Genomic DNA, 15,682 nt, shown 5'->3' on the forward strand with positions numbered 1-15,682 from the left:
GCAGGTCGATCGGCGTTCACCCCGGTAGTTTCGCCGATGCGTGACGGCTGTGGTGTGACGGCACCGACTTGCCGGCTTCGCCGGGCGACGGGTAACGTGTTGGCACGCCAAGGAGTTTTCCCATGCGCCGCCTGCCCTGGGTGGGCCTGCCCACCGACAGCACCGTGCTCGGCCATCACCGTTTCGCGGTGGCCGGCGAGAAGTACGTGCGCGCGCTGGCCGAGGCGGCCGAGGTGACTCCGGTAGTGTTGCCGAGCCTGCAGCCACCGCTGCCGGCCGGCGACTGGCTGCAGGGGCTGGATGGCCTGCTGCTGACCGGCGCGGTCAGCAATATCGAACCGCAGCACTACGAAGGTGGCCGCAGCTGGCCAGGCAATCCACATGACCCGGCCCGCGATGCCAATGCCTTTGCGTTGCTGCACGAGGCACTGGCGCTGGACCTGCCGGTGCTGGCGATCTGCCGCGGCTTCCAGGAGTTGAACGTCGCGCTGGGCGGCAGCCTGCATCCGCAGGTTCACGCGGTGCCTGGCCTGGCCGACCATCGCGAAGAACCGCAGGCGCCGGTGGAGGTGCAGTATGGGCCGGCGCACGCGGTCACGCTGGCCGCCGATGGCTGGCTGGCGCAGTGGCACGGCAGTGGCCGCGCGCAGGTCAATTCGGTACACGGGCAGGGTGTCGCCCGCCTGGCGCAGGGGCTGCAGGTCGAGGCCGTGGCCGACGATGGGCTGGTCGAAGCGGCACGCAGCCTGCACCATCGTTTCGTGCTCGGCGTACAGTGGCACCCGGAGTGGCGTGTCATGCAGGCGCCGTTCTATCACGCTATTTTCCGTGCGTTCGGCCAGGCTTGCCGGCAGCACCAACAGAACCGACTGGATTCCCGATGAGTTCCCGAACGCGCCCGCGCAAGACGGCCACGCCCCCCGCACCGCAGGAAAGCACGCTGCTGCGCTGGCTGAAGGAGCGGCGCATCACCGAGGTGGAATGCCTGGTGCCGGACATCACCGGCAACGCGCGCGGCAAGATCATTCCCGCCGACAAGTTCTCGCACGACTACGGCACGCGCCTGCCTGAGGGCATCTTCGCCACCACCGTCACCGGCGAGTTCCCTGACGATTATTACGAGCTGACCTCGCCGTCCGACTCGGACATGATGCTGCGCCCCGATCCGGACACGGTGCGCATGGTGCCGTGGGCGGCCGACGCCACCGCGCAGGTCATCCACGATTGCTACACCAAGAGCGGTGAGCCGCACGAACTGGCGCCGCGCAACGTGCTGCGCCGCGTGCTGGCAGCCTACGCCGAGCTGGGCCTGCGCCCGGTGGTGGCGCCGGAACTGGAGTTCTTCCTGGTGCAGAAGAACACCGACCCGGACTTCCCGCTGCTGCCACCGGCCGGCCGCTCCGGGCGCCCGGAGACCGCGCGGCAGTCGTACTCGATCGATGCGGTCAACGAGTTCGACCCGATCCTCGACCTGATGTACGACTACGCCGATGCGATGAAGCTGGACGTGGACACGCTGATCCACGAGTCCGGCGCGGCGCAGCTGGAGGTCAACTTCACCCATGCCGATGCGATGGACCTGGCCGACCAGGTGTTCCTGTTCAAGCGCACCATGCGCGAAGCGGCGATGCGCCACGGGGTGTATGCCACGTTCCTGGCCAAGCCGATGGAAAACGAGCCGGGCAGTGCCATGCACATCCACCAGAGCCTGGTGCGGGTGAGCGATGGCAGCAACGTGTTCGCTGGCGAGACCGATGCCGAGGGCGAGTTCAGCCCGGTGTTCGGCCACTACCTGGGCGGCCTGCAGAAGTACGCACCGCAGGCGATGGCGTTCTTCGCGCCGAACGTGAACTCCTACCGCCGGCTGGTGTTCGGCGAAGTCTCGCCGAGCAACGTCCACTGGGGCTTCGACAACCGCACCTGCGGCCTGCGCGTGCCGCTGGATACGCCGGAGAACATGCGCGTGGAGAGCCGTTTCGCCGGGTCCGATGCCAATCCCTACCTGGCGATGGCCGCGACCCTGGCCTGCGGCCTGCTGGGCATCCGCGAGCGGCTGGCACCGGATGCGCCGGTGACCGGCAGCGCCAAGGAACTGGGCTACAACCTGCCGCGCTCGCTGGGCGAGGCGCTGGACGGGCTGGAGCGGTGCAGCGAGCTGCAGGCCCTGCTGGGTGAGCGCTTCTGCCGGGCCTACATCTCGGTCAAGCGCAAGGAATACGAGACCTTTTTCCGCGTCATCAGCTCGTGGGAGCGCGAGTTCCTGCTGCTGAACGTCTGAGCATCCGGAATAGAAAAATCCGCCGCCGGGGGGTAGGCTGGCACCCGTCGCCGGCCCCGCCGGCCCCCCCTTCCCGCATTCTGGAGCACCCGATGAAGCTGCGTATCCTCACGCTCGGCCTGGCCTCCGCCATGCTCGCCGCCTGTGGCGGTGGCAATGGCGGCGCGCAGGACAGCCAGGTCCTGAACGTCTACAACTACAGCGATTACATCGCCGAGGACACCATTCCGACCTTCGAGAAGGAGAGCGGGATCAAGGTGACCTACGATGTGTTCGACAGTGACGAGATGGTCGAGACCAAACTGCTGGCCGGCAACAGCGGCTATGACGTGGTGGTGCCGACCCTGAACTTCTTCGGTCGCCAGATCCAGGCCGGTGTGTTCCTGCCGCTGGACAAGAGCAAGATCCCGAACCTGGCCAACCTCGATCCGGCGGTGATGAAGCGCATCGCCACCCAGGACCCGGGCAACCAGTACGGCGTGCCGTACATGATCGGCACCACCGGCATCGGCTACAACGTGGACATGCTGAAGCAGCGCTTCGGCGGCAGCGCCGACATCGCCAACAGCTGGGACCTGGTGTTCAAGCCGGAGAACATCAGCAAGATGAAGGACTGCGGCGTGACCATCCTGGACACGCCGGCGGACATGATCCCGATCGCACTGCATTACCTGGGCCTGGACCCGCACAGCGGCGACCCGGCCGAGCTGCAGAAGGCCGCCGACCTGCTGAAGTCGATCCGCCCGTACGTGCAGAACTTCCACTCCTCGCAGTACGTGGGTTCGCTGGCCAACGGCGGTACCTGCCTGGTGGTCGGCTGGTCGGGTGACATCATCCAGGCCCGCGACCGCGCCGAGGAAGCCAGCAATGGCGTGCACGTGGCCTATTCGATCCCGAAGGAAGGCGCACCGCAGTGGTTCGACATGCTGGCGATCCCGAAGGACGCCAAGCATCCGGAAGCCGCGTACGCCTTCATCAACTACCTGCTGCAGCCGAAGGTTGCCGCGGCCAACACCAACTTCATCCACTACGCCAACCCGGTGCCGACCGCGACCCCGCTGGTGGACGAGGCGATCCGTACCGACCCGACCATCTACCCGCCGGCCGACGTGGCCGAGAAGATGTTCACCTACTCGATCAACACGCCGGAGACCGACAAGCTCTACACCCGGCTGTGGACCGAGGTGAAGACCGGGCGCTAAGGGCTGGCTGGCAGGTGGGTGCCGACCGTTGGTCGGCATGCTTTTCCGGCGGGGCCGACCAACGGTCGGCCCCCACCAGATCTGCAGATCCCCCCGGCCCGGTGGGTGCCACCCGTTGCCGTCATATCCCCTGCAGCCCCCGGCCGTTAGAATGGCGGCCGCTGTCCACCGCCCGCTCCCGGAGCCCCCATGCCCGTTGAAGCCCAGCCGGTAGCCGCCGTCGTCGACACGACCGGTGCGCCCGGCTATCTCTCCATTCGTGATTTGCGCAAGGAATTCGACGGTTTCGTCGCCGTCGACGACGTCAATCTGGACGTGCGCAAGGGCGAGATCTTTGCCCTGCTCGGAGGCTCCGGCAGCGGCAAATCGACCCTGCTGCGCTGCCTGGGCGGCTTCGAGACGCCCACCAAGGGCAGCATCACCGTCGATGGCCAGCGCCTGGACGCGCTGCCGCCGTACCAGCGGCCGGTCAACATGATGTTCCAGTCCTATGCCCTGTTCCCGCACATGACGGTCGAACAGAACATTGCCTTCGGCCTGAAGCAGGATGGCCTGGGCAAGGACGCGATCAGCAAGCGCGTCGGCGAGATGCTCGACCTGGTGCAGATGGGCCACCTGGGCAAGCGCAAGCCGCACCAGCTGTCCGGTGGCCAGCAGCAGCGCGTGGCGCTGGCGCGGTCGCTGGCCAAGGGGCCGAAGCTGCTGCTGCTGGACGAGCCGATGGGCGCACTGGACAAGAAGCTGCGCTCGCAGATGCAGCTGGAACTGGTCAGCATCATCGAGTCGTCGGGCGTGACCTGCGTGATGGTCACCCACGACCAGGAAGAAGCGATGACCATGGCTACCCGCATCGCGGTGATGGATGCCGGCTGGATCCAGCAGGTCGGCAAGCCGGACGAGGTCTACGAGCAGCCGGCCAACCGCTTCGTCGCCGAGTTCATCGGTTCGGTCAACCTGTTCGACGGGGTGATCGACGAGGACCTGCCCGAGTACGTGACCGTGCGCTCGCCGCTGTTCCCGGCACCGATCTACATCGCCCATGGCATCACCTGTTACGAAGGGCAGCCGGTCGCATTCGCGCTGCGCCCGGAAAAGGTGATGATCGGCAAGGACGAGCCGGAAGGGCACACCAACAAAGCGCAGGGCGTGATCGAGGACATCGCCTATTTCGGCAGCCATTCGGTCTACCACGTGCGGCTGCCCAGCGGCGCCAAGGTGCTGGCCAACTTCGCCAACTCGCAGCGCTGGGCCAGCGACGGCCTGACCTGGGGTGACAGCGTGTGGGTGCACTGGCGCGACAACGACGGCGTGGTGCTGACCTCATGAGCGTCGCCGGCCTGAAGCGCTGGCTGCCGGGGCTGCGTGCCACGGTGATCGGCATTCCGTACCTGTGGCTGCTGCTGTTCTTCGCAGTGCCGTTCCTGATCGTGCTGATGATCAGCTTCTCGCTCAGCCGGGTCGGCTCGCCGCCGTATACCTGGCTGCTGCAGTACGCCGACGGCGGCTTCTCGCTGAAGCTGAACCTGGAGAACTACCTGGCGCTGTTCCGCGATTCGATCTATGCGCAGGCGTTCCTGAGCTCGATCAAGATCGCGGCGATCTCCACCTTCTTCACCCTGCTGATCGGCTATCCGATGGCCTATGCCATCGCGCGCCTGTCGCCGGCCGCACGCAACGTGGCGATGATGCTGGTGGTGCTGCCGTCGTGGACCTCGTTCCTGATCCGCGTGTATGCGTGGAAGGCAATCCTGGACCGCAATGGCCTGCTTGACCAGTTCCTGCAGTTCACTGGCCTGCAGACGCTGATGACGTCGATGGGGCTGCCGAAACTGCAGCTGATCGATACGCCGACCGCCGCCTATATCGGCATCGTCTACTGCTACCTGCCGTTCATGGTGCTGCCGCTGTACGCCAACCTGGTCAAGCATGACCACCGCCTGCTGGAAGCGGCCTACGACCTCGGCGCCAAGCCGTGGCAGGCGTTCCTGCGCATCACGTTGCCGCTGTCGAAGGCCGGCATCATCGCCGGCTGCATGCTGGTGATGATCCCGGCGGTGGGTGAGTTCGTGATCCCGGAAATGCTCGGTGGTTCGGAGACGCTGATGGTCGGCCGCCAGCTGTGGAACGAGTTCTTCAACAACCGCAACTGGCCGGGCGCTTCGGCGATGGCGGTGGCGATGATCCTGTTGCTGCTGGTGCCGATCCTGCTGTTCAACCGTTCCCAGCAGCGCCTGCTGGAAGGGAAGCAGGCATGAGCCCGCGTACCGCCAAGGGCCTGGGGCTGGGCGTGCTGCTGCTCGGCTTCGCCTTCCTGTACCTGCCGATCCTGTTGTTGATGTTCTACTCGTTCAACAGCTCGCGGCTGGCGATGGTCTGGGCCGGGTTCTCCACCCGCGCCTACAGCGACCTGTTCGCCGACCGCGCGCTGATGGACGCGATGTGGACCAGCCTGGTGGTGGCGTTCTGGACCGCCTGTACCGCCACCGTGCTGGGTACGCTGGCGGCGATGGTGATGACCCGCTTCAAGCGATTCCGTGGCAAGCCACTGTTCGGCGCGCTGGTGACCGCGCCGCTGGTGATGCCGGACGTGATCCTGGGCTTCTCGCTGATGGCGCTGCTGGCATCGATGGGCGCGATTCCCGGCTTCCCGGCGCGTGGCCTGGCCACCATCTGGATCGCGCACGTGACCTTCACCCTCTGCTTCGTCACCGTGGTGGTGTCCTCGCGCCTGCAGGAAATGGACCTGTCGCTGGAAGAAGCGGCGATGGACCTGGGCGCCAGCCGGTTGACCGTGTTCACCCGCATCACCCTGCCCATCATCGCGCCGGCGCTGGTGGCGGGTTGGCTGCTGGCCTTCACCCTGTCGCTGGATGACGTGGTGGTGGCCAGCTTCGTGGCCACGCCGGGCTCGACCACGCTGCCGATGAAGGTGTTCGCTTCGGTGCGCATGGGCATCAGTCCGAAGATCAACGCGTTGGCCACGCTGCTGGTGTCTGCGGTGTCGATCGCTGCGGTGATCGGCTGGTACATCAACGCCCGCGCCGAGAAGCGGCGCCAGCGCGACCTGCAGCTGGCGCGGCAGGACAACGGCTGAGTACACGGCCTGTCGACAGCGCCGGCAACACCCGGCTCACGGACAGCGGCGCACAATGGGGGTCTTCCAGATGGAGACCCCCCATGACCGTCGAGATCATCGACCCGGCCACCGGCCAGGTGACCTACCGCCATGAACTGATGGGCGCTGCTGACATCGAGCAGCGCCTGCAGGCTGCCGCCGATGCCTTCCCCGGCTGGGCCGATCGCTCGCTGCAGGATCGCGGTGCCGTCCTTCGCCAGATCGCCGCGCAGCTGCGCACGCGTCGCGACGACCTGCAGCAGGCGATGACCCATGAGATGGGCAAGCTCAAGGCCGAGGCGCTGGCCGAGGTCGACAAGTGCGCTGCCGCCTGCGAGTACTACGCCGACCACGCGGCCGACTATCTCAAGCCGCAGCTGATCGATACCGAAGCCCAGCGCAGCTACGTGCGTTACGAGCCGATCGGCTGCGTGTTCGCGGTGATGCCATGGAATTTCCCGGTCTGGCAGGTGTTCCGTTTCCTGGCCCCGGCGTTCATGGCTGGCAACGTGGCCCTGCTCAAGCACGCCAGCAACGTGCCGCAGTGCGCCGACCTGATCCTGGCGGTGTGTCGTGACGGAGGCCTGCCTGAGGGCGTGTTCGACGTGCTGCACATCGACAACGACCAGGCTGCCGAGGTGCTGCGCGACGCACGGGTGAAGGCGGTGACGCTGACCGGCAGCGAACGGGCAGGGCGCTCGATCGCCTCCAATGCCGGCAGCCAGCTGAAGAAGTCGGTGATGGAGCTGGGTGGCAGCGATGCCTTCGTGGTACTCGACGATGCCGACCTCGACAAGGCCGTGGCGGCGGCGGTGAAGTCGCGTTTCGACAACAGCGGGCAGACCTGCATTGCGGCCAAGCGCTTCATCGTGGTCGATGCGGTGGCCGATGACTTCACCCGACGCTTCGTTGAAGCCGCGGGCCAGCGCCAGTATGGCGATCCCAGTGAGCGTGGCACCACGCTGGCGCCGATGGCCCGTGCCGATCTGCGCGACGAACTGCACAAGCAGGTGCAGGCCAGCGTCGCCAAGGGCGCGCGCGTTCTGGTCGGCGGCGAGCCCATTGCCGGCACCCATGCGGGCTATCCGGCGACCGTGCTCGATCAGGTCGGCCCAGGCATGCCTGCCTACGACGAGGAGCTGTTCGGGCCGGTGGCTGCGGTGATCCGGGTCAAGGATGAGGCCGAGGCGCTGCGCGTGGCCAACGACACCCGCTTCGGCCTGGGCGGCAGCGTGTGGACGCGCGACCCGGTGCGCGGCGAAGCCTTCGCGCAGCGCATGGAATGCGGCGCCGCGTTCGTCAACGCCATCGTCAAGAGCGACGCTCGGCTGCCGTTCGGTGGCAGCAAGCAGTCCGGCTTCGGCCGGGAGCTGGCCGACCACGGCATCCACGAGTTCATGAACATCAAGACCGTCTACGTGGCTTGATGCCGAACGGTAGTGCCGGCCACTGGCCGGCATTGCCCTGGTTGCCGGCCAGCGGCCGGCACTACCAGAAGCGGGGCATGTGCCACGACCAACGGTCGCGGCCTACCGGATTGCTGGGTATCGACACCCCCGTGCATGGTGGGTATCGACCGTTGGTCGATACGCGCTACAACCACTTCGCGCGCTTGAACAACCGGTACAGGCCCACGCACACACCGCCCACGCCGACAATCATCAGCGGATACGACCACGGCTGGCTCAGCTCGGGCATGTGGCTGAAGTTCATGCCGTACCAGCTGGTGATCAGCGTCGGCGCTGCCAGCAGTGCGGCCCATGCACCCAGGCGCTTGACCGTCTCGCCCTGCGCCAGCGTCACCAGCGACAGGTTCACGCTCAGTGCGGTGCCCAGCATCTCGCGCAGGGTGTCGATCACATCGCTGATGCGTACCGCGTGGTCATGCACGTCGCGCACGTAGAGCTTCACTTCATCGGGAATCAGGTCACCCTGGTAGCGGCGCAGCTGCGCCAGCACATCCTGCAGCGGTGCCACCGCCATCCGCATCTTGTTCAGTTCGCGCTTGAGCTCGTAAAGCCGTACCACCGTGCTGCGCTTGTAGCTGTCGGCAAAGATGTCCTTTTCCAGCAGGTCCAGGGTGTCGCGGAAGCGGTGCACGATCGGCAGGTAGTTGTCGACCACGAAGTCGGTCACCGCGTACAGGCAGTACGACGGGCCCATCTTCAGCAGCTGCGGTTCACGCTCGACCCGTGCACGCACCGGGGCGTAGGACAGCGAGGCGCCGTGGCGCACCGTCACCAGGAAACGCGGGCCGAGGAAGGCGTGGGTTTCGCCGTACTGGATGCGTTCGTCCACCATCTGCGCGGTGGTCACCACCACGAACAGCGAATTGCCGTAGGTCTCGACCTTGGGTCGCTGGTGCGCATTGCGCGCGTCCTCGATGGCCAGGTCGTGCAGGCAGAACTCTTCCTGCAGTTTCAGCAGCACATCGTCGTTGGGGTCGTACAGGCCGACCCAGACGAAGCCGTTGCCACTGGCAATGACATCGCTGATGGCATCCAGGCTGATGTCGTGGCGTTTGCCGTCGTCATCGTAGTGGACGCAGTTGATGACGCAGGCGGGGTTGGCCGAGGCAGGGGCGGAAGCGGAGGCGGGCAATGACATGCCCGCCATCGTGCGTCAGTGCCGTGTTTCGGACAAGTGAGGACGGCGCCCCAGTACCCACGCCAGCGCGACGTGGACGGGCAGCAGCAGCACGATCCACTGCACGTTGTACTGCGCCTGCAGGCTCAGCCAGTGCAGCACCAGCGCCGCCACGGCCTGCACCGCCAGCAGCCACAGCACGACCCTGAACATGCGGCCCGGCGCGCGCCGGCGCAGCAGCGCGATCGCGCCTGGCAGCAGCAGCACGGCCAGTGGCGAAAGCAGCAGCAGGTTGCGGTTGGCCCAGGCGGCGTAGTGGGTGCTGAAGCCCCACAGGAACACCAGCAGGCTGCCGGCGATGGCACACAGCAGCCAGAACGGCAGGGCCAGCCCGGCCAGCAGGCGCGGGCGGTTGCGCAGCGCCAGCACGCCGCCGGCCACGACCAGCCCAAGCAGCAGCCACGGCCACCAGCGGCGTGCGAATTCCTTCGGCTCCGGGTCGATGCGGTGCGGCAGCAGTTCCTGTTCGGACTGCACCAGCGGCCGGCCATCGCTGTTGCGCGCCTGGCGCAGCGCATCGGCCAGGCGCATCGGCACGAAGGCTTCCTGCCAGCGCGACAGCGGCTGGTCGGCGAACGGCCCGAGGCCGACATCGAAGCCCAGCCACATCCATGGTGCCGGCGAGGCCAGGCGCACCGATTCACTGCGGTAGGTATTGCCGCGCGAGCGCCCCGACAGCTGCGACTGCAGGCCGCCACCCAGCGCCTTGTCCACCGTGTCGCGTACCATCGTGGCGCAGTTGGCGGTGTAGTAGTCGTAGTGGTAGCGCGCGTTTTCCGGCTTGGCCCGCTCGGCCAGGTCGGCGGCCAGTGCACGTGCCTGCTCCGGGCGCAGGTCCAGCCACTGCACGCTGGCGCCACGGCCGGTCTCGTCGTAGTACGACAGATCCTGCTGCAGCGGCAGCGCCACCAGGTAGTACATCATGTCGCCGCGCACGAAGCGGCTGATGAAATCGTCCTCGGACGGATCGAAGTAGCCGAAGTTGTACGAGGTCGCTTCGCCGCTGAGCGGATCGATCACGACGATGGCGTCGTGGCCGAAGCGCTCGAAGAACACCGTGCCCGGCTGCATGGTCACCACCCCGATGCGCGGGGCGGGAGCCTCGGCGCTGGTGGCGGGTGCAGCAGGTTCGGGTGCCGCCGGCTGCGCGAAGGCGGCCAGCGGCAGGGCCGTGGCCAGCACGCACAGTGCCAGCCACAGCCTCAGGCGCAGTGCCAGGAGGGCGCCGCGCTTCAAGCGTCGTCCTGCGCGTCCGGCGGCAGCACGGTCACGTGGAAGGCCTGGACCCGGCGCGCATCGGCGCGGGCCACGCGGAACATGAAGCGGTCCAGCGCCAGCTCGTCACCGACTTCCGGCAGGTGGCCCACGGCCTCGGTGACCAGGCCACCGATGGTGTCGTAGTCCTCGTCGGAGAAGGTAGCGCCGAAGCGTTCGTTGAAGTCGCCGATCGGGGTCAGCGCGTCGACCACGTACTGGCCGTCGGACTGGATGGCGATCTGCGCCGACGGATCCTCGGCCTCGTCATGCTCGTCGTCGATCTCGCCGACGATCTGTTCCAGCACGTCCTCGATGGTGACCAGGCCGGCGACACCGCCGTACTCGTCGACCACGATGGCCATGTGGTTGCGTGACAGGCGGAATTCCTTCAGCAGCACGTTGAGCTTCTTCGCCTCCGGGATCAGCACTGCCGGGCGCAGCAGCTCGCGCACGTTGGCCGGGCCGTTGTCGGCGACCACGCCGCGCAGCAGGTCCTTGGCCAGCAGGATGCCAAGGATGTCGTCCTTGTTCTCGCCGTGCACCGGGAAGCGCGAATGGCCGGATTCGACCACCTGCTTCATCAGTTCCAGGAAGGGCGCTTCGACCGGCAGCGAAACCATCTGCGAGCGCGAGATCATCACGTCGCCCACGGTCAGCTCGGCCACCGAAATGGCGCCTTCCATCATCTTCAGGGTATCGGCGGCGATCAGGCCCTCTTCCTGCGCGGTGTGCAGGACAGCGACCAGCTCGTCGCGGGTATGGGGTTCGCCGGAGAAGGCGGAGGTCAGGCGTTCAAGCCAGCCGCGCTTCTTTTCACTGGGCTCCTGTGCGGAGCTACTACTGTCGTCTTCTGACATCTCTGGAAAAAGGGCACCCGGCAAGCCGGGCGTTGGCCCAAGTCTAGCAGGATGTGGCGGCCTGTCAGTGACCGTCGCTGCCCGGTCCGGTGATCGGCGGCGGGGCCAGTTCAGGCCGGGCGGGGGCTTCTTCCTCGGGCAGGTCCAGGCTGTAGGTGCAGCCGGCCAGGGTTTTGCCGGGATGGGAGGCCACGGTGGAGACGCTGAGGATGATCGACTCGATCCGGGCCTCGCCGGTCTTCGGATCGGTCACGTCGCGGCTGACCAGCTCGCGGCCGGCCATGAACTTGCCGTCCTGGTCGTAGCCGGTCTCCAGCCCCAGCTGCCTGGCCAGCGGCCGCGGATCGGCCTGGTCGAGGATCGCCATGACGCTGGACCCGGCCACGGCGACCCGTTCGGTGCGGGCGCCGAACACGCTGATCGGCTGGGCCAGCCGGTACTCGCTCATGAACTGGTTGCCCTGCGGCAGCGGCTGCAGGCCGTGGGCGACGGCTTTCAGTGGATCAGCCAGCAGGGGCGCCAACGCGGCCTGCTCGGCCACGCCCTGGCGGCATTCAATCAGGGCCGGCAGGTCCAGGGCAGCGGCCGGGGCGGACACGGCGAGCAGCAGGGGCAGGGCAATACGCAGCACGGGCACGGGATCCGCAACGGGAGGCAGGCCGGTGATCGTACCGGTCCCGGCCAGCCATCGCGAGCGCCCCAAGGCAATCAGGGCGGATACCGGCGCGTGGTCGCAGGGTACCAGCGCAGCCTGACCGGATAGCCCAGTTGCACCTGCAGGTGATCGCGCACGGCCGCCGCCGTCGCGCGGTTGGCCGGGGTATCGCGCAGCTCAACCTCCAGTTCCCCGGTCGTGACATCCAGGCTATAGCCGAACAGGTCGGGCAGCTGGGCCAGCAGCCAGTCCCGCTGTGCGTGCAGGCGGCGCTGCATCTCCGCTTCGGTCATCGCGGCGCCGGTGATGTAGCGCACGCGTTGCGGGCCATCCGCCCCTGGATGTGTCTCATCGGCCGCGGGTGCTGGGCCAGTCAGTCGAACGACGACGTTCCAACCTGCCGCGTTGTCCACCCAGATTCCGGCGAGGCGTGCCGCGTGGCGCGCTTTCAAACGTTCCATCAATGCGTGCTGCTGCGCCTCGGCGACCGCCTGACGCGCCGTCTGTTGGCTGACGTCAAAGAACGCCTGCACCTCGGCGACCTTGGCGGCAATGTCGGCGGCGCTGTCGCTGGCCGGGAACGGCGACGGTCGTTCCCGGCCGGGGTCGATGCCCGGGGCAGTGGTCACCTGCAGAAGAGCGGCGATGAGTGCGGGCAGCAGCGCGATGGGCGCGTCCTCCGTGAAGATCCCGGTGTGCGTGGGCCTCAGCGCTCGCCGGCGTAGGGGTCGGCGATGCCGAGCTCGGCCAGGATCTCGCGCTCCAGCTGTTCCATGGCGTCGGCTTCCTTGTCGTCCTCGTGGTCCCAGCCGAGCAGGTGCAGCACGCCGTGCACGGTCAGGTGTGCGTAGTGGGCGTTGAGCGCCTTGCCCTGTTCATCGGCCTCGCGGGCCACCACCGGTGCGCAGATCACCAGGTCGCCCAGCAGCGGAAACTTCACGCCCTTGGGCAGCCCTTCGGGCACTTCGGCCGGGAAGCTGAGCACGTTGGTCGCGTAATCCTTGCCGCGATAATGGCGGTTCAGTGACTGCCCTTCCTTGGCATCGACCACGCGGATGGCCAGGTCGGCCTCGCGGATGCGGCCTTTCAGCGCAGCAGCCACCCACTTGCGGAAGCTGACCGCCGCCGGCAGGCCGGTGCGCGGCAGGGCATAACTGACGGCGACGTCCAGTCGCACGGGACCACGGGTCATGGAGTTGCTCCAGGTTGGATCTGATGCAGGTCACGGCGATCGTAGGCGCTGACGATGCGCGCCACCAGCGGGTGGCGGACCACGTCGCGCGACTCGAAGAAGGTGAAGCTGACGCCCTCGACCTCGCGCAGCACGTCGATGGCATCGCGCAGGCCGGACTTCACGTGCTTGGGGAGATCGGTCTGGGTCAGGTCGCCGGTGACCACGGCGGTGGAACCGTAGCCGAGGCGGGTCAGGAACATCTTCATCTGCTCGATGGTGGTGTTCTGTGCTTCGTCCAGGATCACGAAGGCATCGTTGAGCGTGCGGCCACGCATGTAGGCCAGCGGCGCGATTTCGATGACGTTCTTTTCCAGCAGCTTGACCACCTTCTCCACGCCCATCATCTCGTAGAGGGCGTCGTACAGCGGTCGCAGGTAGGGGTCGACCTTCTGGCTCAGGTCACCGGGCAGGAAGCCCAGCTTCTCGCCGGCCTCCACCGCCGGGCGCACCAGGATCAGGCGCTGCACCCGTGATTCGTTCAGCGCTTCGACCGCGCTGGCCACGGCCAGGAAGGTCTTGCCGGTGCCGGCCGGGCCGATGCCGAAGTTGATGTCATGCGTGGCGATCTGGTGCAGGTAGCGGCCCTGGTTGGCACCGCGGCCGCGCACCGTGCCGCGCTTGACCTTGATCGCCACCTCCTGCGCTTCGTAGGAGCGTTCGGCGATCTGCTCGACGTTGGCCTGCGCCAGGCGCAGGTGGATGGCGTGGTTGTCGAAGGTGGTTTCGCCGGCTTCGGCGTACAGCGCTTCAACCAGCTTCTGCGCCTCGACGATGGCTTCGTTGGGCCCGCTGATGCGGAACACGAAACCGCGGTTGGCGATCTCCACGCCGAGCTTCAGCTCGATCTGGCGCAGGTGCCCATCGAAGGGGCCGCACAGGTTGGCCAGCCGCTCGGTGTCTTCCGGCGACAGGGTGAAGTCTCGATGTTCGATGCTTTTCATTGCCTTGGGTGGGGCGGAAGCCTTCCACCGCAGTGTATTCAGGGAGGACAAGGGTAGCGCGCGCAGCGGGCGCGCGGCCAGCACGGGGTCGATACATGCTTTTCCACACCCGGTGTGGACGGGGGCTGCGGAAACCTGTGGATAGACCTCTACAGTGCTTGTGCCACAAGCGTCATGAGGGGGTGGTGAAAAAATCGTCACGGACCCGGGCGTGCCGGCACCCGCAGGACGGGCGGACCGGGAGGGAGGGCACGTCGCAGCGCGTGGCCGAGAACTTCCCGGGCACGCCGGCGTTCTTCGTGATCGCAGCGCAGGTTCCGCTGCCAGGCGAGCAACAGGATGCCGTGTTGCCGGTTTTCCACACCGGTTGTGGAATGATGCCGAATCAACCTGTGGATAGGTGGCGCGGAGCCTTGCAGCCAAAGGCTCGCCAACGCGTGGTGAAAAAACCGTCAGGGCTGATCGGAATCATAGAGGGTGCACGGGGCGGATGGCACCGTGGCGCCGTCGCAGGAGGGGATGGCATGGGCATCGGCAATGGGATGCGTGGAATCGGATTGGTGGGTATCGGCCTGCTGGCCGGGTGTGGGCAGGCGCCGCCTGCAGCGCTCGGCACGCTGGAGTGGGACCGGATCACGGTGCCGGCGCCGGCGGCCGAAGTGATCGCCACGGTGGAGGTACGCGAGGGGCAGCAGGTCAAGGCCGGAGCAGTGCTGATGCAGCTCGACCCCGCCCGCGGCGACGCGCAGTTCGCCGCGGCGCAGGCCGACACGGTGCGCGCGCAGGCCCAGTTGGAAGAACTGAAGATCGGCCCGCGCCAGGAACAGATCGCGCAGGCCCAGGCGCAGCTGGCCGCGTTGCGCGCGCAGTCCGCTGAAGCCACGGCCTACTACCGTCGGGTGCAACCGCTGGCACGCCAGCGCCTGATCGCCGCCTCCGAGCTGGACCGTGCACGGGCGGCTGCCGGCAGTGCCGAGGCCAGCGTGCGGGCCGCCGAGCAGGCCTGGCTGGAACTGGTGCACGGCAGCCGCGCGCAGGACATCGCCCAGGGCCAGGCGGCCGCCGATGCCGCGCAGGCGCAGCAGGTGGTGCAGGGCGTCAACCTGCAGAAGCTGCAGCTGCGCGCGCCGCGCGATGGTGTTGTCGATGCCCTGCCTTACCGGCAGGGTGACCAGGCGCCGATCGGGGCGCCACTGGCGGTGATGCTGGTCGGCGAGCGCCCCTATGCACGCGTCTACCTGCCGCAGCCGCTGCGCCTGCAGGTCAAGGTCGGGCAGGCTGCGCAGGTGCAGCTGGAAGACGGCAGCACCGTGCTGAAGGGGCACGTGCGCTCAATCCGCAGCGAGCCCTCGTTCACCCCGTACTACGCACTGACCGGTGATGACGTCGAGCGCCTGAGCTATCTGGCCGAGATCGAAGTGGACACGGCCACCGACATGCAGAAGCTTCCGGCCGGACTGCCGGTGCAGGTGCGCTTCTGAACACCGGCGACGACAT

15 protein-coding genes are annotated in these 15,682 nt (G+C 67.2%); 8 read left to right on the forward strand and 7 right to left on the reverse strand.

Going from position 1 to position 15,682, the window contains the following annotated elements:
• Positions 1-122 precede the first annotated feature (122 nt).
• From AC5P7A_RS05380 to AC5P7A_RS05410, 7 genes are all read left to right on the forward strand, one after another.
• Entirely contained in the window at positions 123-884 is a 762-nt protein-coding gene (locus AC5P7A_RS05380) for a gamma-glutamyl-gamma-aminobutyrate hydrolase family protein (RefSeq protein WP_014646563.1), read from the forward strand.
• On the forward strand, positions 881-2,278 hold the full coding sequence (locus tag AC5P7A_RS05385) for a glutamine synthetase family protein (protein WP_032960938.1): 1,398 nt from the start codon (positions 881-883) through the stop codon (positions 2,276-2,278). The genes AC5P7A_RS05380 and AC5P7A_RS05385 overlap by 4 nt, the downstream gene beginning before the upstream one ends.
• Before the next feature lie 92 nt (positions 2,279-2,370).
• A complete protein-coding gene (locus tag AC5P7A_RS05390) occupies positions 2,371-3,480 on the forward strand; it encodes a polyamine ABC transporter substrate-binding protein (protein ID WP_014646565.1) in 1,110 nt (369 codons plus the stop codon).
• Between the two features lie 189 nt (positions 3,481-3,669).
• On the forward strand, positions 3,670-4,806 hold the full coding sequence (locus tag AC5P7A_RS05395; protein ID WP_014646566.1) for an ABC transporter ATP-binding protein: 1,137 nt from the start codon (positions 3,670-3,672) through the stop codon (positions 4,804-4,806).
• Entirely contained in the window at positions 4,803-5,735 is a 933-nt protein-coding gene (locus AC5P7A_RS05400; protein WP_014646567.1) for an ABC transporter permease subunit, read from the forward strand. Before AC5P7A_RS05395 ends, AC5P7A_RS05400 begins: the two co-directional genes overlap by 4 nt.
• Positions 5,732-6,574 (forward strand): ABC transporter permease subunit, encoded by an 843-nt coding sequence (locus AC5P7A_RS05405; RefSeq protein WP_005415928.1) that lies wholly within the window; start codon positions 5,732-5,734, stop codon positions 6,572-6,574. Before AC5P7A_RS05400 ends, AC5P7A_RS05405 begins: the two co-directional genes overlap by 4 nt.
• An 83-nt stretch (positions 6,575-6,657) precedes the next feature.
• Complete coding sequence (locus AC5P7A_RS05410) at positions 6,658-8,022, forward strand: NAD-dependent succinate-semialdehyde dehydrogenase (protein ID WP_049408076.1); 1,365 nt, start codon at positions 6,658-6,660, stop codon at positions 8,020-8,022.
• A gap of 166 nt (positions 8,023-8,188) precedes the next feature.
• Here the strand turns inward: AC5P7A_RS05410 and AC5P7A_RS05415 are convergent, their stop codons facing one another.
• The 7 genes from AC5P7A_RS05415 to AC5P7A_RS05445 all read right to left on the reverse strand — a co-directional run bounded on the left by AC5P7A_RS05415 (position 8,189) and on the right by AC5P7A_RS05445 (position 14,185).
• Complete coding sequence (locus AC5P7A_RS05415; protein WP_014646569.1) at positions 8,189-9,211, reverse strand: magnesium and cobalt transport protein CorA; 1,023 nt, start codon at positions 9,209-9,211, stop codon at positions 8,189-8,191.
• 6 nt (positions 9,212-9,217) lie between these two features.
• Positions 9,218-10,477, reverse strand: a complete 1,260-nt coding sequence (locus tag AC5P7A_RS05420; protein WP_142234480.1) for a lipoprotein N-acyltransferase Lnb domain-containing protein — start codon at positions 10,475-10,477, stop codon at positions 9,218-9,220.
• Complete coding sequence (locus tag AC5P7A_RS05425; protein ID WP_014036584.1) at positions 10,474-11,355, reverse strand: CorC family transporter; 882 nt, start codon at positions 11,353-11,355, stop codon at positions 10,474-10,476. The genes AC5P7A_RS05420 and AC5P7A_RS05425 overlap by 4 nt, the downstream gene beginning before the upstream one ends.
• Positions 11,356-11,419: 64 nt before the next feature.
• A complete protein-coding gene (locus AC5P7A_RS05430) occupies positions 11,420-11,986 on the reverse strand; it encodes a hypothetical protein (RefSeq protein ID WP_014646571.1) in 567 nt (188 codons plus the stop codon).
• 77 nt (positions 11,987-12,063) lie between these two features.
• Positions 12,064-12,639 carry a hypothetical protein gene (locus AC5P7A_RS05435; RefSeq protein ID WP_227863814.1) on the reverse strand — a complete coding sequence of 192 codons (576 nt, stop codon included), beginning with the start codon at positions 12,637-12,639 and terminating at the stop codon, positions 12,064-12,066.
• 77 nt (positions 12,640-12,716) lie between these two features.
• Positions 12,717-13,202 carry an rRNA maturation RNase YbeY gene (ybeY, locus tag AC5P7A_RS05440; RefSeq protein WP_014036587.1) on the reverse strand — a complete coding sequence of 162 codons (486 nt, stop codon included), beginning with the start codon at positions 13,200-13,202 and terminating at the stop codon, positions 12,717-12,719.
• On the reverse strand, positions 13,199-14,185 hold the full coding sequence (locus AC5P7A_RS05445) for a PhoH family protein (RefSeq protein WP_032960924.1): 987 nt from the start codon (positions 14,183-14,185) through the stop codon (positions 13,199-13,201). Before AC5P7A_RS05445 ends, ybeY begins: the two co-directional genes overlap by 4 nt.
• A 524-nt stretch (positions 14,186-14,709) precedes the next feature.
• Here AC5P7A_RS05445 and AC5P7A_RS05450 point away from each other — a divergent pair.
• A complete protein-coding gene (locus AC5P7A_RS05450; protein ID WP_111205945.1) occupies positions 14,710-15,666 on the forward strand; it encodes an HlyD family secretion protein in 957 nt (318 codons plus the stop codon).
• The last annotated feature ends 16 nt before the right edge of the window (positions 15,667-15,682 follow it).

Source organism: Stenotrophomonas sp. YJH_SMC_65 (assembly GCF_059369475.1).

Coding starts and splice junctions, on each gene's coding strand:
- AC5P7A_RS05415 (WP_014646569.1), bottom strand. CDS start 9,211: ATGGCGGGCATGTCATTGCCCGCCTCCGCTTCCGCCCCTGCCTCGGCC.
- AC5P7A_RS05450 (WP_111205945.1), top strand. CDS start 14,710: ATGGGCATCGGCAATGGGATGCGTGGAATCGGATTGGTGGGTATCGGC.
- AC5P7A_RS05405 (WP_005415928.1), top strand. CDS start 5,732: ATGAGCCCGCGTACCGCCAAGGGCCTGGGGCTGGGCGTGCTGCTGCTC.
- AC5P7A_RS05425 (WP_014036584.1), bottom strand. CDS start 11,355: ATGTCAGAAGACGACAGTAGTAGCTCCGCACAGGAGCCCAGTGAAAAG.
- ybeY (WP_014036587.1), bottom strand. CDS start 13,202: ATGACCCGTGGTCCCGTGCGACTGGACGTCGCCGTCAGTTATGCCCTG.
- AC5P7A_RS05400 (WP_014646567.1), top strand. CDS start 4,803: ATGAGCGTCGCCGGCCTGAAGCGCTGGCTGCCGGGGCTGCGTGCCACG.
- AC5P7A_RS05380 (WP_014646563.1), top strand. CDS start 123: ATGCGCCGCCTGCCCTGGGTGGGCCTGCCCACCGACAGCACCGTGCTC.
- AC5P7A_RS05390 (WP_014646565.1), top strand. CDS start 2,371: ATGAAGCTGCGTATCCTCACGCTCGGCCTGGCCTCCGCCATGCTCGCC.
- AC5P7A_RS05445 (WP_032960924.1), bottom strand. CDS start 14,185: ATGAAAAGCATCGAACATCGAGACTTCACCCTGTCGCCGGAAGACACC.
- AC5P7A_RS05395 (WP_014646566.1), top strand. CDS start 3,670: ATGCCCGTTGAAGCCCAGCCGGTAGCCGCCGTCGTCGACACGACCGGT.
- AC5P7A_RS05410 (WP_049408076.1), top strand. CDS start 6,658: ATGACCGTCGAGATCATCGACCCGGCCACCGGCCAGGTGACCTACCGC.
- AC5P7A_RS05385 (WP_032960938.1), top strand. CDS start 881: ATGAGTTCCCGAACGCGCCCGCGCAAGACGGCCACGCCCCCCGCACCG.